Source organism: Candidatus Zixiibacteriota bacterium, from assembly GCA_040752595.1.
GTDB lineage: Bacteria > Zixibacteria > MSB-5A5 > WJJR01 > WJJR01 > JACQFV01.
Map to the genome: position 1 here is coordinate 1 of JBFMGX010000040.1, position 22,219 is coordinate 22,219.

Below are 22,219 nucleotides of genomic sequence, written 5' to 3' on the forward strand. Positions count from 1 at the left end.
GCCACCAGCCGGACCGCCTCTGCCTTAAACTCCGCCGTGAACTTCCGACGCTTCCCGGTCATCGAACACCTCCTGCGGTAGTATCCAACCGCGCTTATGAGGTGTCAACCGAATCGGGGGAGGGTCACTTCAAGCCAATCTAACAGGATGCTGAAAAAGGCCCATCCATGTCATTCTGAGCCCCGCCGCTCTTGGGCGGGGCGGAGAATCTGCTGTTGGTGTCGTAGGGAGAAACAGCAGATCCTTCGCTTCGCAGGATGACAATGGTGGGACCGATCCACATTTTCTGCGTCTTTCAGCAACCTGCTGAGTCAGAACAACCTCGATGGAACTGTGGCATGGCTATTGCCGGGTCCGCGAATAGAGGGTCAGGGCGTCATAGGCGATGGGCTTCAGATCGTCACCGTCTCTGCGAACCTCTATGCTCAGGAGAACGACTCTCAGTTTCATCGCCGCCGTTGCTGCTTCGACGGACATTCGCTCAACCGGTATGTCGTCCCTGCCGAGCGCGCCATACTCTCTCAGCAGTGAATCCACCAAGGGTCGCAGTCTGATTTGCACCGAATCGACGATGGCCCCGCCATCCACCAGTCTCGCGGTGATCACCTCAAGACTTGAGTCAATGACGCAGGTGACACCTTCCTCCACATGGGTGGTATCAGGCGTCAGGGCGCCCAATCGCTGCACCACCATCAGGTGATCGTACTCCCCGATACTGAGCGCCTGCTTCATGTTCGCCCGCAGTCTGCGGGATCTGCCACCCCAGAAGATCGGGGCCTCCGAGTATTCGACGCCGAGATAAGCGACCACGTTCGCGGGCGGCTGGTCAATCAGTCCGATACCGGCCGAGTCCCGCTTCAGACTTTGACTGAACCACGGCTGGATCTGCGCGTATCCGTGATTCTGCTGCAAGTACCGGACAACCGAGCTGATCTGCGCCGCGTCGGCCTGGGCAATGGCCGTCTGTGCCTTCTGCACCTTCCCCTTGATCAGGAGATTATTCTGCGTGAGCAACTTCTCAAGACGTCCAACTTGGCTTCGCTCAGAGATACGAAACACGCCCCAGGGACCGAAGCTCACAAGCAGCGCCAGGACACCGATCGAGGCCGGGACGACCTTGATGCTCTTGGTCTTGGCGGCCAAGAAGTACACCACCATCGCCGCCAACCACCCGCCCAGGACGAGAGCGAAATACCGGTTCTCCGTGATCCCGTACTCCGACACCCGCCGCCAGATCGCCAGTTCGAGCACAACGATCATCGGGATCATGGCGATCCAGAACCACCGTGCGGCAACCGTGATCCAACGGTTCTCCCTCTCATGGCGGATGGGATGGAGCAGCAGGTAGGCGACAATGCCGGTTGACGCAAAACCGAAGATGAGGCCGCTCACCATGCCTCTCGGCCAACTCCACTCGACAATGATCTTGACAATGTACGCATACAGGATGACGAGATAGACAACCAGCAGCGGTGAGAGAATGTACTGGCCGAAGACCTTGAGTACCCGAGGGTAGTCCGTCAGAGTCTCCAGAGCATCCAAGTCCTTGGACACCCCGACCAGAAAGAACCAAGTGGCGAAAACGCCGAGGATGACCAGTGCCAGCTCGCCATAGCGTCTTTCGGGAACATCAATCCCGAAAAGCTGATCGACCGCCGCCAACGCCAGCGCCAGACCCAAGTAGAGCGTGAGGGAAAACAGGCCGGCGAGGAGGATGCGCTGCACAAGGCACCTGTTGTATTGCCAGAACCCGTTCAACTGCTTCACTTGGGCGTACGGGGCGGTCGCCACCAGCAGGCAGAATGCCAGGAAGAGGATCAGAAGCCGTAGAAGATGGAGTTGCGGCGCGGTGGGGATGCTCGCGGGTACAGTCAGAGCATAGGCGGCCAGCAGGACCACACAGATCACTGGAACTCCCCACGCCATGGACTTCGGCCATTCCCGCCTTTCCGCGACCAGAGCGGACGCGAGCAGCAGCGGGAATCCCAGGATTGACGCGAACAGGATCTTGAAGAGGATACTGGTTGTCGGCGGCCCTTCGTAATCGACAATCATCAGCGCCGACACGGTTGCGGCAACCGCAGCGATGAGAACAAGAGGAAAGCGCCGGACCGCGACGATCGACTCTCGCGCAACCTGTTGAATGGAGGGTAGCTTCATGGCTTCATGGCTCAATGGTGAACCTGAGTGACGATTGTTCGGCCAATCGTGACCAGTGCCGGCGCAGGTCAACTCGAACGGACACCAATGTACCGCTGCCCACCCCGTGCGACAACCCCGATTGCCCAGCGTCGCTCCCGGACGAGCGCCGTCCTCACGAGGACCATCCTCGAAGAACGGAAACGATTGGGCGTCGCGACGCGCGCACCAATAGCGCGCGTTCGGAGACACTGCGAGCGTCGCTGGCGATGTAAGGGGCTGTGCTGTAGCGGATTAAACGATGGTGGAGAGGGGAGGATTCGAACCTCCGAAGGCGTCCGCCGGCAGATTTACAGTCTGCTCCCTTTGGCCACTTGGGTACCTCTCCGTACGAGAGACAAGGGTCCGATGCCCTTGCCCACCCAGTTCTAAGCGAGGACAAGGGGCTTAAGCCCCCTGTTCACCCAGACATGGAATCTACTCACACCACAAGCCCGTGGCAACCCAAACCCAAGCCGGCGAAGGGACTCGAACCCCCGACAGGCTGATTACAAATCAGCTACTCTACCATCTGAGTTACGCCGGCGAAGAACCTGTTTCCCCATTCCGTCGGTACTACGTCGACAACAAGACCAACCGGCTTCAGCACCGCCGCCGATTCAAACGAAATATTTTAACCCGACTCGACATCGTTGTCAAGCCACCGATGGGTGCATCGGCCCCGGAACGACGGTCCGCTTTGCCACCGGACAGAATAAAGAGAACAAAAGTCGCGTATCTGCGGTTGCATCGTCAGACGCCCATCTGGGGGCGTGGGAACCGACACATCCGGAGGAACGATGAAGATCATGCGTCTGAGTCTCGCCGCGGCGGGGTTTCTTTTCTTTGCCATCCCGGCGTCGGCGACCGTCTGGGTCGTCAACGTGCAGGACTTCTCCTTCAGCCCCAAGAACCTCACCGTCATGCAGGGAGACACGGTCAGGTGGCAACGCGTCGGCGGAACTCACACAACGACCTCGGGATCGCCCTGCTCGCCCGACGGACTCTGGAGCCAGGTCATCGACGCCGGGCACACGACATACCAGCGCCAGTTCTCCCAAGTCGGGACCTTTCCCTACTACTGCATCCCCCACTGTGAATTCGGCATGACCGGCACGATCACTGTGGACCGGGCAGCCGCCATCGGCGGTGGGGAGTCCGGGGACCCGTTGCCGCGGACAGCATCGCTGGAGCAGAACTACCCGAATCCCTTCAACGCAGCCACAGAAATCTACTTTGACCTAACAATCGACGCCACGGCCCAAGTAGCGGTTTTCGACATCCTGGGCCGGACCGTGCGCACCCTGGAGAGCGGCTATTTCTCGTCCGGTCGTCACCATGTCACTTGGGATGCCACCGATGCAGACGGCCGAAACGTTCCAACAGGCGTTTACTTCTTCCGTCTGGTCACCGACCGGGAGGCCGTGACGCGCAAGATGGTGCTATTGCGTTAGCAGCGGGCACGCCGCTGCGGCCCTGGCCTCTGCATTTCAGTCAGATAGGGAACCTGCCGAATTGCCTCGGGCGAGACAGCGGCTCTCCCCGACGCAATCACACGCCCAAATGCAGGGCGCGGCATGCCGTGCCCCAGAAGCTCAACGGCGGGACGTCATCTCTCTTCCGCGGGCGACGATCCCGCGGGTGGGACTCTCTCGGGATCATGACGCCAGACGAAGTACGAGTACGGGGTCACGATCAGGACAAGTGCCGCCAGACTGACGATGATGAGCCATATCCCCCAAGTCGGTTGCAGAATCCCCACCGCGGCGGTCAGCAGCCCGGAGGTAATCAGCAGCCACCCGGCCAAACGGTTGCTCTTGGACCAGGACGTCTTGCTCGAGAGAGTCCAGGGAGTGCGCACGCCGAGAAACCAGTTGGGACGGATCTTGCCCAGGAGGTTGCCGATCACGATGAAGAAGCCGCCAACCAGAATCGGCACGACCGTCTGCACCGCGACTTCATGCCCCCTGATCCACAGGTGAATGACACCGTAGATCAGCGCCAGGAACACGACCATCGCCGTACGGATCACAAGATAGGCACCGCTGAAAAGCGGGTAGTTGGCACGACCGGGATCGATCCGCGGGAGGAGCAGCATCAAGAGATAGATACCAATGGCCAGAAGCGGGATGGCCAACAATCCCTCAAGCTTTCCACCATAGCGATCGATATGGCCCTGCAGATTCCAGTGCATCGGGATCCGTTCCGGAGCCCAAGACCACGTGACCAGTGCCAGCGCGAACATCGCCGCCAAGACCAGCCACATGGGCAGTTCCGTCTGCCAATGCGTCTCCAGAGTCCTCATGATTCCATCTCCTCCGACTTGGGCGCGAGGCGTTCGCCGACGCCGAACAGCTTCATAATCGCTGCCACGGCTTCATCGAATGCCGACGCGTTCAGACTGTAAACGACGGTCGTGCTTCTTTTCTCCGGCACGATGAGGCCTGCGTGTTTCAGGACATTGAAGTGACCCGACAACGTAGATTTCGCCAGCGGGAATCGCTCGGCGATCTCCCCGGCCGTCATGTCACCTTGGCGAAGCAGGCCCAGAATCCCTCGTCGTGTCGGGTCCCCCAGTGCTTTGAAGATATCATTAATCGACACGTCGGCGTCCTTCGGTATTTCGCCAATCACCGCATAATGCTACGCAGGTCGTTTCCGACCGCTTGCAGATTTCTTTCTGCCACGCAAAAACGGCACAGGAAGACGTGATTAAGCCACTTGAACATAATGTGTTATGACGACTGACAGAGAACCACGGCGGCGACCGGAAGCTGCTGGGGTTATAGGTCAACGGTCACACGCAGCCGACGCGTATTGACTTGAGTGCTGGTGCCATGACCGACACCTGGTTCATCATCTTCCTGCGGGAGACTTCGCGCATCGCGCTGCAGATGGCGCCCTTCATCGTCTTGGGGCTTCTGGCGGCGATCGGTGTCCATGCTCTGTTTCCCAAAGGGCGTATCGAACGCATCCTCGGGCGGCGCGGCATCGGTTCCACCATCAAGGCCGCCTTGGCGGGAATTCCGCTTCCTCTCTGTTCATGCGCGGTCGTGCCAATGGCACTGTCGCTCAAGAAACGCGGCGCTTCGGATGGCGCCACGATCTCCTTCCTCGTTTCGACGCCGGAGACCGGTCTGGATTCGATCGCGGTCACCTATGCGCTGATCAACCCGCTGATGACAATCCTGCGTCCGATCGCGGCGTTCATCTCCGCCGTTTGCACCGGCCTGCTGGTGGAACTGCTGCCGCGCCGCGCTGACAAGACGGTGTCGGCTGAAGTCGAATCGTGCGCCGTGTGCGGTGAGGACAACTGCGAGACCGGTCACTCATGGTGGTCGCGTCTGGTCGGGTCATTCCGCTACGTGCTGCGGGATTTCTTCCCGGACATCGCCAACTGGCTGGTGTTGGGGATGGTCATTTCCGGTGCGCTGGCGACGGTGCTGCCGAATGACATCTTCGTCCGTTCAGGAACACTCGGTCAGATGGCCATGGTCATCGGGCTCGGTGTGCCCCTTTATATCTGTGCCTCGGCATCCACACCGATCGCAGCCGTCTTATTGGCCAAGGGGATGACCCCCGGCGCAGCGCTCGTCTTTTTGCTGGTCGGCCCCGCTACGAACATTGCTTCGTGGCTCGCCATTGCGCGCCTTTTGGGACGGCGCCAGACCGTCATCTATCTCGCCGTGCTTATCGTCACGAGTGTCGCGCTGGGGCTCATCGTCAATGCCGCCTTCGGTTCTATGGATTGGACGCCAAAGATCGCACACTTTGAATCTCCCGAGACCTTCACAGTCCTCCACTGGGTCGGCGCGGCGCTCTTGCTGGTGGCCTTGATCAGTATTTGGTCGCGCCAGTTGGGCCGCTGGCGCCGGCTTCGTACGGCAGCGGTGACCGCTTCAAACAACTAAATGAACGTCTGGGGCGCATGGTGGGACGCCCCTACTTGTGATAGGAATCGCCGCGCAGGATGGACAGGGCGCGGGCGATCTGTTCGGCTGCCACGATGAGCGCCACCTCGTGCGGCAGCGTGAGTGGCCCGAAGGACCAAACCCAATCGGCCCACTGGCGCACCTTCGCGTCCAATCCCCATGCACCGCCGACGACCACCACGGCCCGGCCCCTGCGCGTGTCGGTTGATTTCTGCCACAGGCGGGCAAAGGCGTCGGTCTCGAGTGCGTGTCCGGTGGAATCACACGCGACTTTGAAGCCATCGGCGTTGGCGACTACTTCCAAGATTCGCTCAGCCTCGATGCGGCGAATCTCAACCGCATTCGACGCGCTCGACGGCGCGGCGCGGACGAATCGCCATTCGCAGGTGGCGTACTTGGCAAGGAAACGCTGGTAGTGTTCGAGCGCGCCCTTGGCCCACTGGGCGCGAGGTGAACCGACGGCGACGAAGAGGATCTTCATGGTGCGTTGACAGGGGGCTCAAAGCCCCCTGTCCTCAGCAAATGCGAGGTCTCGGGCACGGCAGGCCGTGCCCCTACAGAGGGAATCACGATTCCGTCGTCCTGGGCGTGGAGATCATATCCATGGTAAACAAGGGGCTTGACCCCTTGTCCGCGATCGGTGAGGGTCGTGCCATCAGTCGAACAGCGCGGCGACGAACTCCTCCGGGTCGAAGGTCTCCAGATCATCGACCGTCTCGCCGACACCGATCCACAGAACGGGGATCTTCAGGTGGTGGGCAATGGCCAGCACAATGCCCCCTTTGGCGGTGCCGTCGAGTTTGGTGAGGACGATGCCGTCGACGCCGACCGCGCGGGTGAATTCGGCGGCCTGCGACAAGCCATTCTGCCCAGTGGTGGCATCCATCACCAAGAGAACGTGCGCCGGTGGGGCGGCATTGCCGCGTGCCTTGTCGACCGAGCGTTTCACCTTCGCCAGCTCGGCCATGAGATTGGCCTTGTTTTGCAGACGCCCCGCCGTGTCGATGAGGACCTCATCCATTTGCCGCGCGGTGGCCGCGACGACCGCATCGTAGGCGACCGCTGCCGGATCGCCCCCGGGCGCCGACTTCACCAGTTGTGCCCCGGCACGCTGAGCCCAAATCTCCAACTGCTCGCCCGCTGCGGCACGGAACGTATCGGCGGCGGCGAACATGACGCGCCGTCCGGCCCGCGCATAATGGCACCCGATCTTGCCGATGGACGTCGTCTTCCCGGAACCATTGACGCCCACGAAGACCGTCACACGGGGACGGCCCATGGTCGACTCCGGCTTCCGTTCCACACGGCGTAGCACGTCCGCCATGACCGCTCTCAACCGGGCGGTGATGGCATCCGGATCGACCAGACGATCTTGCGCACACTGTTCCCTGACGGTCGCCGTCATCTCGGCCGCCAAATCAACGCCGCAGTCGGCCGCGATCAACGCCGATTCGAGGCCGGCAAACAGATCGTCATCCAGCTTGGGCGCCAGCCCGACCGCTTCCTTGATCCGTTCGGTCAGCCCCCGCTGGGTTTTGGATAGTCCTTGTTTGAGACGTTGGAAGAAACTACGCACTGATATGACTCGTGATATTCGTGGCGCTGATTCCACCCTTCGGGTGTGGCACAGATGAATGATCCGGGGTCACTCCGGTCGCGTCGCTTCGACGGCAGAATCGACTTCTGTCGCCTCGGGATCATTGGCGGCGATGGCGAAGCGCGGCTCGGCCAATCCCGGCTCGCCGCCGTCCTCGCCGGCGCGGTCGAGACGCACCGAGACGATCTTCGAGATGCCCGGCTCTTCCATTGTGATACCATAGAGGACATCAGCGGCTTCCATGGTCAGCTTGTTGTGGGTTACGATGATGAATTGTGTCCGGACCTTGAAGCGGTCAACCAGACGCAGGAAGCGACCGCAGTTGGCATCATCCAGAGGCGCGTCGACTTCATCAAGGATGCAGAAGGGACTCGGCTTGACCAGATAGAGACCGAAGAGCAACGCCAGCGCCGTCAGAGCGCGTTCCCCGCCCGAAAGTTGCCGGATACCGACGAATTTCTTGCCACGGGGACGCGCAAAGATCTCGATCGGTGATTCCAACGGTCGCTCCGGCTCCAACAGCCGCACATCGGCCTCGCCGCCCCGGAACAGTTCGGTGAATACCTCCTGGAAATGAGCCCGAGCCGTCGCGAAAGTCTCGGCGAACCTCTCCCCGGCCGTTCGATTCAACTCCGCAATCGTTTCGGTCAGCGACGCCTTCGCCTGCCGCAAGTCTCCCACTTGATGCTCGAAGAAGCTCCAGCGTTCCTTCTCGCGTTGATACTCCTCGAGCGCCAGCGGATTGACCGGCCCCAGTCGCTCGATCGATTGGGCCAGCGACTCGGACTTGCGTTGCAACTCCTCGTCTGATTCCGGTGGGTCATCGATGGCGGCGGCTTCCAAGTCGATCTGATGCGCCTCCAGGATACGACGGCGGCATTGCTCGGCGCCCAAGCGCAGACCGGAGAGCTCCAACTCCATCTGTGCCCGTTGCGACTCGAGTTGTTCGCGTTGATGCCGGAATTCCCGCAGTCTCTGCTCAAGGTGCGACAGTCTTTCCTTTTCTGTGGCAACAAGCGTGCGGGCGTCGAGGCGTTCCCTGTCGAGCCGTTCCCGCTCGGCTCCCAGCGATTGTTGCTCGGAGACCGCCTCGACAATCCGGCGATCCAACGCCGCGATCTCCTCGGTCATCAGCCGATCGCGGTCGCGGGTCGATTCCTCCTCGGCTGTGAGCTCGGCTGCCATGTCGCGATATCGCCGGATTTCCGTGGCGGCGGCATCGCGGCGTGCCTGCGCCTCCACGGTCTCGACCCGGATGGCATTCAGGGATGCCGCGGCGGCATGGGCCCGTTGCTCGGCGTCTGCGGCTTTGTCCTCCGCATTCTGCCGCTCAGCCGCCAGGCGATCGACTTCCTCCTTGAGCTTGGTCAGGGAGTCATCATCCATCGTCGCACTGTCGCCGGACTCCTGGGTGATCACCTTCAGTTCTCCGGCCAATTCCTCCGTTTGGCGTCGATTTTCGTCCAGACGCGTCCGCTCACGCTCGTAGGCCAGCAGCCGCGCCGAGAGTTCTTTTTCCAACTCGGACACCCGCGAACGGTGCCGCGCGCAGGTCTCGCGCTCCTGCGACAGACGCGCATCCAAGTCTGTGATGCGAACTCGGGCTGCTCCAAGCGCTCGTTCCGCCGATGCGAGTTCAGCATCCAGATCGCGAAGCCGCTCCGCGCGGCCAACAATAGGCTCGGCGCTCTCCATTCCGGCCGAGACACTCCCCGGCGGTGCGATCAGCACGCCGTCGCGCGTCACCACACTGTGCCGGCCCGACAACGCCGTGAACAACCGCCGGGCGCTCTCCAGTGAGTCGGCCAACGCCACACCGCCGAAGATCCCCTCAATCCACGGCCGGTCAGGATCGTCACACTCGATCTGGTCCACCAACCACCCGACGAAGCCGGGATCGGTCACCGGAGGATGCGCCGTGCCTTGCGGCGACAGCAGCGCGGAATCCAGGACCGTGGCGCGTCCGAAGGATCCTTGCGACAAATGAGCGACGAGCGAGCGCGCGACCTCGGGATCCTCGCACCACAGGGCACCAACCTTATCGGCGAGCACCGCCTCGACGGCATGTCGCCACTCCGCTGCGGGTCTCAGCCGATCGATCCAGCCGACGACACGGCCGCACCAGCGCTCCGCATCCGACAGGATCCACGCCGCTCCCCGCCCCAGTCCTTCACCCCGCGCGATCACCGCCCCCAGCATATCCCGCCCGGATTGCAGGTGGGCCACCCGCTCGCCATGGCGATGCATCTCTTCGACGCTCTGGGTCCGAGCCGTCTCTTGCTCGGCCAACGCCGCTTCGGCGGTTGTGACTTCAGCGCGGGCCGCATCCAACCGAACCCGCACGTCGGAGAGCTCGGACTCCAGTTGCACCAGCTCCGTCGCGGCCTGTGAAATCGACGACGACGACTGGTCCAGGCGCTGCTCCAGAACCCGGCGGCGTTGTTCGGCTTCCGCCCGATGCTGACTGGCAGCGTCACGCTGGGACGTCAAACGAACATGTCTCTCCTGAGTGACCTGCCACTCGAGACGGCGCCGCTCCACGTCGTTGGCCGATCGCTGCGCTTCCTGTTGGATAGACCGAAATTGTTCTTCGGCGGCCACGGCCCGTCGGACGATATCGTCGTAGGCGGCGCCCGTGTCCGTGTGCCGTCTGGTGGCCTCGGTGACGCGCCCTTCCGCCTCGATGGCACGCGCGCGGATCACATTCTGTCGCTCGGCAAGACGCTCGCGTTCCTCCTGCAAATGCCGTTTGTGGTCTTCGCGACGCAGTTGCTCCGTTTCGTGCGTGTGCCAGCGCCCCGTGACCTCGGCCAGCCGATCATTGACGGCTTGGGCGATCCGTTCCGCCTCATCGACCGCGAGATGGAGTTTCTGTCCCTCCAGGTCGAGGGCATCGCACTGCGCCGCCGCCGCCAGCGCCTTTTCGCGCGCCGACATGTGCTCCCGCTCGCGGTCGGTTGCCTGCGCGCGCAACAGACGATACTCGCGCGATGCCAGGATGACCTCAATCGTCCGCTGCGCCTCACGCAGCGTGCGGTGCCGCTCCGCCATTCCTTTTTGACGTGCCAGCGAGCGCACACGGGTCGCCACTTCGTTCTTCAGGTCGATCAGACGCACCAGGTCCCGCTCGGTGGCTTCCATCTTGCGCAACGCCGCCCGCTGACGCAGCTTGTACTTGGAGACGCCCGCCGCTTCCTCGAACAGAAATCGCCGCTCATCCGGATTCTCGGAGAGAATGGCATCGATCATCGCGGCTTGGATCACGGCATAGCCGTGCGATCCCATTCCGGTGTCGAGGAAGAGATCGGCAAAGTCCTTCAGCCGGCAGGGCGTCCCGTTCAGACGGTACTCGCTCTCGCCGGAGCGATCGATCCGCCGCGACACCGCCACTTCGGCAAACTCGGTCGGAAGACGACCGGAGTGGTTGTCAATGATCAACGTCACTTCCGCCGCGGACAATCCGGCCCGCTGCGGTGTGCCGCTGAAGATCACCTCTTCCATCTTCCCGCCGCGCAGAATCCGCGGCCGCTGCTCGCCGAGCACCCAGCGCACGGCGTCCATCAGGTTGGATTTCCCGCAGCCGTTGGGCCCGACGACCGCGGTCACACCGGGGGAGAGGACAACCTCCATGTTGTCCGGAAAGGTCTTGAAGCCGGCCAGTTCAATCCGTTTCAAATACATGATGTCTGCCGATCTGCGCGATGGACGAGCGCGATTGAATTCTCCGGTCTCAAACCGCCGTCGGTGATGGCGTGGCCGCGAGTTTTCGGATCATCTCCACGAACAGTATGAACTCCGTCTTGACGTCGGCGGCCACCCGGCCATGGCGCAACTCGACGGTGACAAACGGATGGCCCATACCGTCGGGTAGGCCGATGCGGACCGGCGTCTGGGAGGCGACGGCCACCACCGCATGAAATACGGTGAGTTCTTTGTTGAGCGAGATGAGGACATCGTACGGCTCGTGGAACAATTCGTTGAGGAACGGGCGCCGGGGCATCCCCCACCAGCCGACGTGCGACGAAGTGGGAACGACGGCCGCGAATCCATAGGGATTGTAGAAGCGCGGCGCCAGGCTCTTCGGCGGATACAACAAGGAAACCTTGGCCTTGGGAAACGCCTGCGGCAGGCGCGCCAGGAAGAACTCGGACTGGCGCATCGCTTCGATATCGGTCGGCATCATCACCAGGACCCGTCGGGCCTGTTGCAGGTCGCCCGGAAAGGTGAACTCCCGCGGACGATCGTGGCGTGCCCACCAACGGATGATCCATTGCTTGATCATGTCGATATGCCCTCCGAGATCGCAGGGACGCTCACGTCGCTTAGGGGCCTCCGGAGCCGGTGGTCTCTTGTTCGGCCGGAACCAGTACGGTATCCGACCGGCCGACGGCTCCGTTCGGACCAAACCACGCAACCAACGAATCGGGCGTAATGACCAACCCGCCCGGAGCGGTGGCTCGTGCCACTACGGGCGTCACGGCCGCACCATTGACGGCCGCCGCAACACCCACGGCATGGCCCAGGGACAACTCGAGGCGCACCTGCGCCGATGCTTCGATATGTTCGCCGACCCTCGCGATCCTGCTTTCAATCGTATCTCCATCCGCAACGACTCTCACCCACGTATCGCGAGACAGATCCAGAACAAGCCGCAGGGGTGGAACCACCGGCCGTGCCGGGACGGTCGGCTCGGTGACCGGGGCAGTGACAGTATCAGAGTGCACCGGTGCAGCGCCACGACCCTCCGGCGCCGGCTCTGTGTCACCGTGCCCGCGGGAGAAGAACCATGCGGAGAGGACGGCTACGACGATGACTATCGATCCGGCCACCCAGATCCATGTCGGAGTCACCCGTCCGCCGGTCGGCTCCTTCGGTTCTTTCGGGGGTGACGGGGCCGTTTCGGCCGCGGCCTTCACCTTCACCGGGCTTTCACAAAGATCATGCAACGCGTACACTTCCGCCACGTTCAATCCCAGCCGTTCCGCATACGCTTTGACGAACAGGCGCGCGTGTTGCGGGGTCGGCAGCCGGTGCAGTTCCTCCTGCTCGAGCGCGCGAATATACTCCTGGCGGACTTTGATATCCTCGGCGATGTCTTCCACTCTGAGGCCGAGGGCCAAACGCCGGGCGCTGAGCGTCGCGCCGAGACGATCCTTGGCGATGTCGATTTCCGGCGGGGCGATGTCGATGCGCGTCCCGACTGGATGGACCGCTGAGGGTTCCGACGTGGCCCCATTGCGCGAACCGGCCGTGCGGCCGTTCTTCATGGGGCGACTGTTCACCACGACAGACGCCCCGCAATCTGCACCAGTGTCCCAATTGGTAGGCCGATCACTCCATCCAGCGGGCCATCGATGCTCGTGACGAATGCCCGCGCGCCTCCCTGAATGGCGTAGGCCCCCGCCTTGTCAAGCGGCTCACCGGTGCGAACGTAATGCGCGATCTCATGATCGGCCAAGGGACGGAAACAAACCTGGGTGCACGATGAGCCGGCACCGGACTTCCCCGTGCCCGCATCCACGATGGCCACACCGGAATACACCCGATGGGTACGTCCGGACAAGCGACGGAGCATCGCCTGCGCTTCCGCTTTGTCTTTCGGTTTTCCCAACCCCTTGCCGCCGCTGACGACGATGGTGTCGGATCCGATCACCCAACCCCCGGCGATGGCACGCGCCGCATGCGCGGCCTTGCGACGGGCCCATGTGCGTACCCATGCGCGCCAATCCGGGCCATGCGGTGCCGGCTCATGCAGGGAATGCTCGATGGTGCCATGCCTGATGCCACAGGCGCGCAGGATCGCCCGGCGACGCGGCGAGGCCGAGGCCAGCCACACGGTTCGCCCCGCCATCACGCGCCGCAAGCGCATACGATCCCCGGATCGAATAGCGCCATGAATGCGCCCGCTCCCCCGTGGCTGAATCCCCTTGATCATCCAACGATTCGCTGACTACGACTCCAGGATCAAAGTCACCGGGCCCCAATTGTGAATCTCCACCAGCATCTTGGCGCCGAATCGCCCGGCCGCCACTGGAATTTCCATACTCCGAAACGTCTCGACCATCTTCAAGTAGTATTTCTCCGCCAGCGAGGGCGCCAACGCGTCCGTGAAGGATGGGCGACGTCCCCTCTGAGTGTCGGCGTAGAGCGTGAACTGCGAAACAACGAGCACAGAGAATCCGAGATCAGTCAGCGACAGATTCATACGCCCTGCGTCATCTTCAAACACGCGCAGGTGCGCGATCCGCTGCGCCATCGGCGCAATGAGATTCTCTCCATCCCCAATCTTGAAGCCGACCAACACGCACAGGCCGGGGCCGATCTCGCCGACAGTCTCCTCGCCGACGGTCACCCGGGCCTGTCGGACTCTTTGTATACACGCTCGCAAGCCGCACCAAACCCCAAGGGGGGCAACGAGTACGAGTGTATGACTTCGCGTGATTCCTGTCAATAGAAAAGATCGGCATGATGGCCCTTATCCTCTTGGGGTGAAGTGGCTTGCGAGACCACCACCATGTCGACGGGCAGCGAGAAGAACCTGCCGATGAACGGGGTCCCGTATTGTCCTGTAGCCCAGCATGTTATAACGGCGCCGACCCGCGATGACGAACGGCGCTTGACACGGTCGTTCTCAGTGGATTTCATGAAGCGCCTGCCCGCCTCTATAGAGGAGCGAACGATGACGGCACGTACTTGGTCGAGAACACTCCCGATACTCGCATCCCTGACCACCGGAATCATGGCGGCGCCGGCTCAGGCGACCGCGTTTGGAGATCTGACGCTTGGGATTGGCGGCATGTGGCCACAGGGGTCGTTGACCCAGTACTCCGATCCCGGTCCGAACTTCCTGCTACGGGCCAACTACCAGATTCCACAACTGCGCACCGTCATGCTCTGGGGCGATGTCAATGCCACGCTCTTCTCCAGCGAGACCCAGCGCGCCTATATCGATGTTTATGGCGGGCGCGACATCCCGGTTGATCAGAACACCAGCCAATACGCCGTTTCATTCCACTTGGGCCTGCAGACCGGGAATCCGTCGCGGCTCGGCCTGTTCCGTCCCCGTGCGGCGATTGGCATAGGCATCTACGTCTTTGCGACGGACGTGAACTGGAAGGGAATGAACCAGGATGATCCCATTGCTGAGGAGACAACCGATTCACAGGGGCGCTTCGGCTGGCGTGGTCTACTCGGCTCCGACTTCTTCTTCTCGCCCAAGTGGGGCATCGCCGTTGATCTGCTCTACGATCAGGTCTGGCGGCTGAATCAAACCGAGGGAAAAGAGAGCGCGCACCTGACCTCGCGCTTCCAGGGTTTTTCGATCGGCGTTGTGATCCCGTTTGAGACGATGCAGGATTGAGGGTGGCGCACCCAGTACAGCAAACGTAGGGGCGTATGGCAATACGCCCCTACCGCTCCCAGACAACACCCTGTCACCCTGAGCGAATCCCCGCCCGTCAGGACGGGGATGATGCGAAGGGTCTGCTGTTGAGCCTTTCAGAGAGCAACAGGAAATGCTTCACTTCGTTCGGTACGGCAGGGATCTCGTGGGTTTTGTAGCCATGTCCCACCCCGCGGGCCAGAGCCCGACGGTCTTCCGTCAAGCAAAGTATCGCTTGTGACAGCTCGGCACACCCTGGCTAAAGCCTGAGCCACACTTACCTTAGTCCACTCTGCAAAAGATACTTCACGAATTGTCCTTGACTTGCCCCCCCCCTGTCAGGGTTATGCTCTCACGGAGTCGCGGTTAGTCCACCGTAGTACTGTTGATCGACCTACAACGTACCGGCACATGGCCTTCAAAGGCCAGGAGGAGGATGTATGAGAATCGCGAGACTGCTGTCGCTTGCTGCGCTTGCCCTATCGCTGATTGCGACATTGGGCGGGACAGCTGCTTGGGGACAAGGCCTGTCCTGTGTGACGGATTCGATACGTATGCGACTGGGGCAGCTCCCGTTCCCCCGTGGTACGGCACGGGAAACACTGCCGGAATTGGAGTCGATGACGGCGTGTTTCAGATCGGCGCGAAATCGTTGAAGCTGTATGGGCAGGTCGGAGGTTGTTGGGGTGCGTTAGTCAACCGCTCCTATTCTGGCCTGCCGCTGTTCGTCTCGATGGCCGTGCGCAACGGGTCGGAGGCACTGTCCGGCTGTCATCCGTATCGTGCCGCCATGGGTCTTCGAACGGGGTGTCAGGATTGGTGGTGTTGCCCCTGTCCGGAGCTATTCAGATTCCTTGCCAACGGAGACTTCCAGGTGTCCAATCCCGACGGTCCTACAACGTTCCCCGGCTATGACCTCGAGGTTTGGCATGAAGTGAAATGCTACCTCCAGACTCCAGGTGATGCGAAACTCCATGTGATGTTCTGGCTCGACGGCCAGTATCTGGGAGAGTTTCTGTGGCCAGAGGAACCATGGATGGCAGCGCCGGCCTACTTCGATATCTCGGCCCAAGAAGGTTCTGTTTGGTACGATGACGTCTGTATCAACCCGCCGGCGGCATGCCCATTCACAGCAGCGGACCTGAACTGCGATGGTGTGGCCTCGGTACAGGACGTCGTCCTCTGCGTGAATGAAGCGTTTCGCGGAGCACCACCGCGTCCTCCGTGCTGCGTACACCAGTAAAGAAGTACCTGCATTGGGTGACGCCTGTAGGGGAGCATTGCGATACGCCCCTTCTTGCTCTCTTGCATCATGTTCCTTAGGGCCTCTGACAAGATGAGCGGGCGAAAGAACTCCCTCACCCGATCCGTCCTCCGGACGGATCGACCTCTCCCGGAGGGAGAGGTTAGACTTCCCCTCTCCCCTCTGGGGAGAGGGCAGGGTGAGGGGCTGTTGCCGGTGCATGACACATGCCGAAGCCACATCGCCCGTTGAACCTCTCATTTTGCTAGACGCTCTTACAGCATTGCCAACCGATGCAGGAATGCAAAAACGCCCCGGCCAAGGCCGGGGCGTTCCAATCTGCATGGACGTGGGATGTCACTTGCCCGGGAAGGACGGTGTGTCGGCGGCGCCCATCAGCGCCGACTCGACAATCGTCGGTGTCACGAAGATGACCAGATCGCGCGATTCGTTGCTCGTCTTCTTGTAGCGGAACAGGGCTCCCAGAAGCGGCACATCCTTCAGCACCGGGATCCCCGTTGTCGTCACGACTTCGTCCTGCGTCGTCAGGCCGCCGATGACCGCGGTCTGGCCGTTCTCGACCACCACGTTCGTCTCGGCGTTGTTCGTGTTGATGATCACGCCCGCCTCGGCAAAGAGGAAGTTTGAACGCTCCGGCTTCATGTAGAGGAGAATCCTGTTTTCGGACGTAATGTGCGGCGTGACGCGCAGGATCGTCCCCACTTCTTCGAACGTGATGACGACGTCGCCCGAGGCGGAAAATTGCTTGATCGGCACTTTCTGGCCGACCTGAATCCTGGCTTCCTTGTTGTCGACCGTGGTGATCTCGGGATGGGCCACGACCTTCCCCTTGCCCGAAGAGACCAGGGCCGAGATCGTGGCATCGAGATTCCACCCATTGGGCATGAACGAGAATTTGTACTGCCCGTAGGGCGTCAACACGCGTTCGGCCCCGTCGGTCTTCAGCTCGTTGTGGTATTCGTACCCGCGCTTGTCCCGACCGTCACCTGTCCCACTCCAACTGATGCCCAGTTCGTCGACGAAATCGGAGGACACTTCCAGCAACTTGGCGGAAATCTTGACCTGGCGGGTCTCCCGATCCAGCTCGGCCACGAACTTCTCGATGCGCGTGAGGTTTCCCGGCTCATCGGAGACCAGAAGCGTGTTTGTGCGTTCATCGACGTCGACTTTGCCGCGTGTCGAGGTCAGCGACCTTAGCGGCTTGACCATGTCTTTGGCGTTCGCATTCTTGATGTTGAACAGTTGGGTCTCCAGGTCCACCAATTGCCGCTGCTCGGAATTGTGGCGCTCCAAATCCGCTTGATCCCTGAGGTAATCCGTGAGTTGCACGACGCGCAGGAACCCCTCCTCTTCCACAACCTTGAGATTGTAGGTACGGGCGAGGATCTCCAGCGCCTGGCGCCATTCGACGTTCTTCAGGTTGAGCGTGACTTGTCCCTGGACATTCGGGGCGGCAACCAGGTTGACGCCGCCGTATTCGGCCAGGAAGTTCAGCACCGAGCGCACGTCGGCATTCTGGAAATTGATGTTCTTGATCGGCTCGGAGCCCGGGGATGGGGTGGCGGTCACCAAGAGGCATACAAGACAGGCCAGCCACGCCGCCGTCCACGCCCCAAGTCTAAACCGGTGGTCTGTATCGAGTCGCATGCTCATCCCTTCCCCTTCCTGTTCACTCCGGCAGTGTCGCCGGGACTGGCTCGGTGGTTTGCGTCGCCGCACCCAGAGACTTCGACGGATCGCTGCCGCGCGCGCTCAACTGCAACGCGACCGTGCGCGTGAATCCATACTCATCAACCGTAAAGAGGACGCGTTGATCGCCGACCGACAGCACGCGGCCATTGGCCACGGCATCGCCGGCCCGCATGATATAGCTGTGACCTTCCATGTCTTCCAGAAGCGCCATCGCCCCCTGTTCATCCCGCAGGACGCCGACCATCCGCAATGTCTCCACGCTGGGGAGATCGTCGGAGAGGAATCCCGAGCGCAGTCCCTTGAGAAGCGGCTCGAACGGGTCGCGGCGCCCCAAATCACTGTAGTAGATTTCCGCGCGTTCCGTACCGACCGCGGCAGAGACGACCGTCGTCGGGACGGCCGCTTGCTGACCGGCCAGCCGGATGCGCTCCAAGAGGGCCTCACGGTCGAGCGACCCGGCCGGCGTGGGCGGACCTTGTACCATTGGGTCGGTGGGAACGACGCCTTGCTCATCCGGCACGACATCTGCCGTCGTATAGGGACGCGGCGCTGGACCATTCGAGAAGAACTTGGCTTTCAGACGATCCACCAATGACTCCGTGGCCGGCTGGCCGGCCTTGGGACCACCGGGCTCGGCGAGCGCTGGTTCTGTCGCGGGCCCTTCGACTGACGCCCAGACTTGGGGCTTGTCGTCTGTCTTCGGTGGATTCGTCTCCGGCACCGACGCGACCACACTTCCGGCCGCATCGGACTGGGCCGACATGGCCGGCGGTTCAGCCGAGATCGCGTCAAGATACTCCGGTGCCAAGACCAGCGGATGTGCAGGCAACTCGAACGGTGTGGTCTCTGTCGGAGCCATAGGAGCCGGCGGACCGTACACCAGAACGGCTCCCTCGCTGCTCGTAGACACCGGCGGGCTCGGTTGTACCGACACCTCTCCCGGGACGGGAATGAGGTAGGGATCCGCTACGTTCTCAGTGGTTGGTGGGGCCGTCGCAACGACGGTCGGTTCCGCGTCAACGGCGGGGGCCGGTGCCGGGACCGCTGCCCTTGTACCGTCGCTCTCGGGGCGCATCGACCGCTCGCGTCGCGGCGAGGGCGGTGCCGTCTGCCTCTCGGTGGCGACGACCGAAGCAGCCATGGGCGCGGGTTCAGCGTGCTCGACCATCCGCGGGGCAGTCGTCGGGACCGCCTCCCACGATGCAAATGCAGATGCTCGAGGATCGGATATGACGACAGTCAGGGCATCGTCCCCGGTTCTCAGCGAGTAGGTGGCGGAACCGGCCAAATCGAGCACGACCCGGACGATCGGTTCCGGTTCCACAGCATATTGACTCGTGCGGATCTCCCGCACCATGCACGCGGGCAATTGCCCGAAGTTCTTCTGTGGCAACGCGTGCTTGGCGCCACAGAAATTCAACACGATCCGGAACGGCCGGTCGGCTTCGGCGGGCTGGCTGAAATGGTCACACAGCATGCGCGCCGGCACGGGGACCGACAGTTCCGTGAAGTCACCGACGTGGCGCAAACTGAGGTTGCGCACGTCGGCGGCGTGAACGGCACCCGTGGCGGCGAGCATGAGGACCGTGCAGGCCGTCGCGACCGCCGGGATCTTGCGAATCGGAGCATTCATGGCACTCATTCCTTTGTCGCTCCCTCGGTCGTCGGTTCATCCAGCAACACCAGGCGTTCCGATTCCTTGACGCGATAGGTGGAGATCAACATGGTCGCACTCACCGTGTATCCCCCCGTGGCCGCCTCCGGGTTGTCGCGGTCGGTCACCATCGACAGTTCCAACTCGCGTACGCCGACGATGAACGGCAAGTTGGAGATCCGAGAGACAAAATCCCCCAGATCATGATAGGTCGAATGGACCAGGAGCTTGAAGCTCTGGCGATCGTAAAATCCCTCGGAGACGCCGGGAAGCGGTTCGATCGCGCCGACCCGGGATGACGTCTCCAAGGCGGCGGCGTGGATCTTGCTCAGCAGCGGTGATAGTTGATCATCCTCGGGAAGGAGCTGAGAGATCGTGCGATATCGCCGGGTCAAATCGGCGTATTCCGCCTTCAAGGTCTCGAGGGACCGGAACTTCATTTCCACATTCTTCAGCTCAGTTTCCAGCGCCTCCAACCGGGTGTAGCCGCCATCGATCTTCTCCTGATAGCCGCTGTAGACCTTGGCGTACCAGAAGTAGGCCACCACGAACCCGGCGAGAGCCGCCAAGAGCCATTTTTGTGTCTGAGGATTCCTCAGGTCCATAGCCATCCATCCATCGGCGCCCAGAAACGCCGTCTACGGGGCGACCTCCCCGGTGTGCTCTTCGTCACGATTCGAGATCGGCTCACTCACGTCTTCTGCGGGCAACTCGCTCAGCTTCGTCGGCGTTCCCTGATCACCGACTCCTTCCGGTGAATGATCCACCGGCTCCAGGCTGCAGACGGCGGCGAACTGATACACCCGTCGCCCCTGCACATCAGTGAATTGGGCGCGCCGCAATCCCACGTGACTGAAGCGCGGCGAGTCCTGCATGTTCAGGATCATATTCGCCAGACTGCTGATCGAGTAGCAGTACCCTTCCAGCACGTAGTCGTTGCGGACCGGCGCGGCCGACGAGTCCACCGCCGCGCCCTTGCCCTTGGTATCCGGTTTGGCCTTCATCTCATCGCGGCGGAAGGAGGTGAGCCACAGATAGTCGGGGATGACGGCGGCAACGTCCTCGAGGTTGCGCACCCAGTCCCCCCGGTCGCGGTCGAGCAGCTCGATCGCTTCGAGCCGCCTCATAATACTGGACTTGACCGTCGTCAGGCGGTCGACCACGGCGATGTCGTCGCGCATGCCATCGGCGCGTTCCCTGGCACGTTCAATCGCGGCATTCACGCGGGCATATCGCCAGGTCTGCATCAACGTCAGACCGATCAGCGCCCCCCCGAAAATCGCCGCCACGCCCACGCCGATCAGCGCCGCGCGCGGCAGCGCCAGGGCGCCGGTTCTACGCCGCATCTCCCGCGGCAACAGGTTGATCTCGATCATTGCCATAGTCTGTCAGACCTCACGCGACGCCAGCCCCACGCCCACGGCCAACAGCGGCGCGATCTTCTCCGGATCAATGCCGCCGAATAACTCCGGATCGTATTCGATGTTCCGTAGAGGATTGGCGATTTCAATCGGCACGTTCAGCTTCGACTGCACGCACTCGGGCAGAAACGGGATCAGCGCCCCGCCGCCGGAGAGGACAATCCAATCGACGGAGTCGGTCTTGGCCAGTGTGCGGAAGTACGAGAACGCCACTTCCAGACCCGTGAGCAGTTCCGCCGCCGCCGAACGGACGGTCGCCCGCAGCATGTCCTGATCGACCGACGTTTCCAGTTCCCCTTTGAGGACCTTCAACGCCAGTTCCTGATTGAGGCGGAACTCGCGCTGGATGACCTCGTAGAGCATGCGCCCGCCGGCGGACACGTCGCGGGTGGAGTGATACGCCCCGTCCTTCAGGAAGATCACGTTGGTCGTGTCGAAGCCGATGTTCACCAACGCGGTGACGCGCTCCGGATCGATATCGTAGTTGATGACATAGGAATTCAGGACGGCGAACGCGTCGGTGTCGACCAGACTCACCTTCAATCCGGCGTCCTCGACCAGGTGGAGGTACTCCGAGAGGAACTCCCGTCGCGCGGCGACCAGGAGGACTTCCATCTTGCCCCGGTCGGGATCGGTGCGGAGGATGTGATAGTCCATCGACACGTCGTCGACATCGAACGGGCTGCGCTGATCGGCTTCGAGCAGAATCGTCTCCTCGGCCTCGCTGCCGGTCCGGTGATCGACCTCGAACTTGTCGGTGATCACGCCATGCCCGGCGATGGAGACCGCCACGTCGGTCGTGCGGGGATCACACTGGTCGATGAGGCCCTGGATGTTGAGGATGATGGCGTCACGATCCTTGATCTCGTGAGACACCATGGCCTCCGTGGGCATCTCGCGGATTCCCGCCGCCGACAGCGAATAGCCGTCGGCGTGTCGGTCGAGCCGCACGAATTTGAGCGCGTTGGCGCCAATGTCGAGGGCCGCCACCGACTTGGCACGGCGCCGGAATGGCAGTTGCATCAGAGTTCCGCCTCCATAGAAACCGCGGCCAGCGGCCGCTTCGCGTCATGATCCGTTCATCGGTGCGAGTCGGCGGG

Annotated in this window: 19 protein-coding genes and 2 tRNA genes; 4 read left to right on the forward strand and 17 right to left on the reverse strand. The window is 62.0% G+C overall.

The window, feature by feature from the left end:
- Positions 1-342: 342 nt before the first annotated feature.
- The 3 genes from AB1792_09615 to AB1792_09625 form a co-directional block, all read right to left on the reverse strand.
- Positions 343-2,160, reverse strand: a complete 1,818-nt coding sequence (locus tag AB1792_09615; protein MEW5702474.1) for a DUF4153 domain-containing protein — start codon at positions 2,158-2,160, stop codon at positions 343-345.
- Between the two features lie 281 nt (positions 2,161-2,441).
- Positions 2,442-2,527: transfer RNA gene (locus AB1792_09620), tRNA-Tyr, on the reverse strand.
- Between the two features lie 125 nt (positions 2,528-2,652).
- Positions 2,653-2,725 (reverse strand) — tRNA-Thr (locus tag AB1792_09625).
- 253 nt (positions 2,726-2,978) lie between these two features.
- Here AB1792_09625 and AB1792_09630 point away from each other — a divergent pair.
- Positions 2,979-3,632 carry a FlgD immunoglobulin-like domain containing protein gene (locus AB1792_09630; GenBank protein MEW5702475.1) on the forward strand — a complete coding sequence of 218 codons (654 nt, stop codon included), beginning with the start codon at positions 2,979-2,981 and terminating at the stop codon, positions 3,630-3,632.
- Between the two features lie 155 nt (positions 3,633-3,787).
- Here AB1792_09630 and AB1792_09635 read toward each other — a convergent pair whose 3' ends face one another.
- Both AB1792_09635 and AB1792_09640 read right to left on the reverse strand, forming a co-directional pair.
- Entirely contained in the window at positions 3,788-4,483 is a 696-nt protein-coding gene (locus AB1792_09635; GenBank protein ID MEW5702476.1) for an SdpI family protein, read from the reverse strand.
- Positions 4,480-4,782, reverse strand: a complete 303-nt coding sequence (locus tag AB1792_09640) for an autorepressor SdpR family transcription factor (protein ID MEW5702477.1) — start codon at positions 4,780-4,782, stop codon at positions 4,480-4,482. The genes AB1792_09635 and AB1792_09640 overlap by 4 nt, the downstream gene beginning before the upstream one ends.
- Before the next feature lie 233 nt (positions 4,783-5,015).
- Between AB1792_09640 and AB1792_09645 the strand changes: the two genes are divergently transcribed.
- Positions 5,016-6,089 (forward strand): SO_0444 family Cu/Zn efflux transporter, encoded by a 1,074-nt coding sequence (locus AB1792_09645; GenBank protein MEW5702478.1) that lies wholly within the window; start codon positions 5,016-5,018, stop codon positions 6,087-6,089.
- A 31-nt stretch (positions 6,090-6,120) separates the two neighbouring features.
- On the opposite strand, the gene AB1792_09650 is transcribed toward AB1792_09645, so the two are convergent.
- The 7 genes from AB1792_09650 to dtd all read right to left on the reverse strand — a co-directional run bounded on the left by AB1792_09650 (position 6,121) and on the right by dtd (position 14,095).
- Positions 6,121-6,591, reverse strand: coding sequence for a 23S rRNA (pseudouridine(1915)-N(3))-methyltransferase RlmH (locus AB1792_09650; GenBank protein MEW5702479.1), 471 nt, complete (start codon positions 6,589-6,591; stop codon positions 6,121-6,123).
- 174 nt (positions 6,592-6,765) lie between these two features.
- Positions 6,766-7,686 carry a signal recognition particle-docking protein FtsY gene (gene ftsY / locus AB1792_09655; protein MEW5702480.1) on the reverse strand — a complete coding sequence of 307 codons (921 nt, stop codon included), beginning with the start codon at positions 7,684-7,686 and terminating at the stop codon, positions 6,766-6,768.
- A 69-nt stretch (positions 7,687-7,755) separates the two neighbouring features.
- Positions 7,756-11,388, reverse strand: coding sequence for a chromosome segregation protein SMC (smc, locus tag AB1792_09660; GenBank protein MEW5702481.1), 3,633 nt, complete (start codon positions 11,386-11,388; stop codon positions 7,756-7,758).
- Between the two features lie 49 nt (positions 11,389-11,437).
- Positions 11,438-11,989 carry a hypothetical protein gene (locus AB1792_09665; protein MEW5702482.1) on the reverse strand — a complete coding sequence of 184 codons (552 nt, stop codon included), beginning with the start codon at positions 11,987-11,989 and terminating at the stop codon, positions 11,438-11,440.
- A gap of 40 nt (positions 11,990-12,029) precedes the next feature.
- A complete protein-coding gene (locus AB1792_09670; protein ID MEW5702483.1) occupies positions 12,030-12,974 on the reverse strand; it encodes a RodZ domain-containing protein in 945 nt (314 codons plus the stop codon).
- A gap of 11 nt (positions 12,975-12,985) precedes the next feature.
- The gene (locus tag AB1792_09675; GenBank protein ID MEW5702484.1) at positions 12,986-13,576 is read right to left on the reverse strand and encodes a Maf family protein; all 591 of its coding nucleotides are present in this window, start codon (positions 13,574-13,576) and stop codon (positions 12,986-12,988) included.
- An 81-nt stretch (positions 13,577-13,657) separates the two neighbouring features.
- The gene (dtd, locus tag AB1792_09680; protein ID MEW5702485.1) at positions 13,658-14,095 is read right to left on the reverse strand and encodes a D-aminoacyl-tRNA deacylase; all 438 of its coding nucleotides are present in this window, start codon (positions 14,093-14,095) and stop codon (positions 13,658-13,660) included.
- Between the two features lie 126 nt (positions 14,096-14,221).
- Here dtd and AB1792_09685 point away from each other — a divergent pair, with 126 nt between their 5' ends.
- Positions 14,222-15,067, forward strand: coding sequence for an outer membrane beta-barrel protein (locus AB1792_09685; GenBank protein MEW5702486.1), 846 nt, complete (start codon positions 14,222-14,224; stop codon positions 15,065-15,067).
- A gap of 649 nt (positions 15,068-15,716) precedes the next feature.
- The gene (locus AB1792_09690) at positions 15,717-16,331 is read left to right on the forward strand and encodes a hypothetical protein (protein MEW5702487.1); all 615 of its coding nucleotides are present in this window, start codon (positions 15,717-15,719) and stop codon (positions 16,329-16,331) included.
- A 357-nt stretch (positions 16,332-16,688) separates the two neighbouring features.
- On the opposite strand, the gene pilQ is transcribed toward AB1792_09690, so the two are convergent.
- The 5 genes from pilQ to pilM are packed head-to-tail and all read right to left on the reverse strand — an operon-like array spanning position 16,689 to position 22,142.
- On the reverse strand, positions 16,689-17,999 hold the full coding sequence (gene pilQ / locus AB1792_09695) for a type IV pilus secretin PilQ (GenBank protein ID MEW5702488.1): 1,311 nt from the start codon (positions 17,997-17,999) through the stop codon (positions 16,689-16,691).
- A gap of 22 nt (positions 18,000-18,021) precedes the next feature.
- Positions 18,022-19,677, reverse strand: coding sequence for an AMIN domain-containing protein (locus tag AB1792_09700; protein MEW5702489.1), 1,656 nt, complete (start codon positions 19,675-19,677; stop codon positions 18,022-18,024).
- A gap of 5 nt (positions 19,678-19,682) precedes the next feature.
- Complete coding sequence (gene pilO, locus AB1792_09705; GenBank protein ID MEW5702490.1) at positions 19,683-20,309, reverse strand: type 4a pilus biogenesis protein PilO; 627 nt, start codon at positions 20,307-20,309, stop codon at positions 19,683-19,685.
- 27 nt (positions 20,310-20,336) lie between these two features.
- Positions 20,337-21,080: a PilN domain-containing protein gene (locus tag AB1792_09710; protein ID MEW5702491.1), complete on the reverse strand. Its 744-nt coding sequence runs from the start codon at positions 21,078-21,080 to the stop codon at positions 20,337-20,339.
- A 6-nt stretch (positions 21,081-21,086) separates the two neighbouring features.
- A complete protein-coding gene (pilM, locus tag AB1792_09715) occupies positions 21,087-22,142 on the reverse strand; it encodes a type IV pilus assembly protein PilM (GenBank protein ID MEW5702492.1) in 1,056 nt (351 codons plus the stop codon).
- Between the last annotated feature and the right edge of the window lie 77 nt (positions 22,143-22,219).

Excerpts from the sequence above, each read along its gene's own strand:
- AB1792_09615 (MEW5702474.1), bottom strand. The coding sequence starts at position 2,160 with ATGAAGCTACCCTCCATTCAACAGGTTGCGCGAGAGTCGATCGTCGCG.
- AB1792_09630 (MEW5702475.1), top strand. The coding sequence starts at position 2,979 with ATGAAGATCATGCGTCTGAGTCTCGCCGCGGCGGGGTTTCTTTTCTTT.
- AB1792_09635 (MEW5702476.1), bottom strand. The coding sequence starts at position 4,483 with ATGAGGACTCTGGAGACGCATTGGCAGACGGAACTGCCCATGTGGCTG.
- AB1792_09645 (MEW5702478.1), top strand. The coding sequence starts at position 5,016 with ATGACCGACACCTGGTTCATCATCTTCCTGCGGGAGACTTCGCGCATC.
- AB1792_09650 (MEW5702479.1), bottom strand. The coding sequence starts at position 6,591 with ATGAAGATCCTCTTCGTCGCCGTCGGTTCACCTCGCGCCCAGTGGGCC.
- smc (MEW5702481.1), bottom strand. The coding sequence starts at position 11,388 with ATGTATTTGAAACGGATTGAACTGGCCGGCTTCAAGACCTTTCCGGAC.
- AB1792_09665 (MEW5702482.1), bottom strand. The coding sequence starts at position 11,989 with ATGATCAAGCAATGGATCATCCGTTGGTGGGCACGCCACGATCGTCCG.
- AB1792_09670 (MEW5702483.1), bottom strand. The coding sequence starts at position 12,974 with ATGAAGAACGGCCGCACGGCCGGTTCGCGCAATGGGGCCACGTCGGAA.
- AB1792_09675 (MEW5702484.1), bottom strand. The coding sequence starts at position 13,576 with ATGCGCTTGCGGCGCGTGATGGCGGGGCGAACCGTGTGGCTGGCCTCG.
- AB1792_09685 (MEW5702486.1), top strand. The coding sequence starts at position 14,222 with ATGTCGACGGGCAGCGAGAAGAACCTGCCGATGAACGGGGTCCCGTAT.
- pilQ (MEW5702488.1), bottom strand. The coding sequence starts at position 17,999 with ATGCGACTCGATACAGACCACCGGTTTAGACTTGGGGCGTGGACGGCG.
- AB1792_09700 (MEW5702489.1), bottom strand. The coding sequence starts at position 19,677 with ATGAATGCTCCGATTCGCAAGATCCCGGCGGTCGCGACGGCCTGCACG.
- pilO (MEW5702490.1), bottom strand. The coding sequence starts at position 20,309 with ATGGCTATGGACCTGAGGAATCCTCAGACACAAAAATGGCTCTTGGCG.
- AB1792_09710 (MEW5702491.1), bottom strand. The coding sequence starts at position 21,080 with ATGGCAATGATCGAGATCAACCTGTTGCCGCGGGAGATGCGGCGTAGA.
- pilM (MEW5702492.1), bottom strand. The coding sequence starts at position 22,142 with ATGCAACTGCCATTCCGGCGCCGTGCCAAGTCGGTGGCGGCCCTCGAC.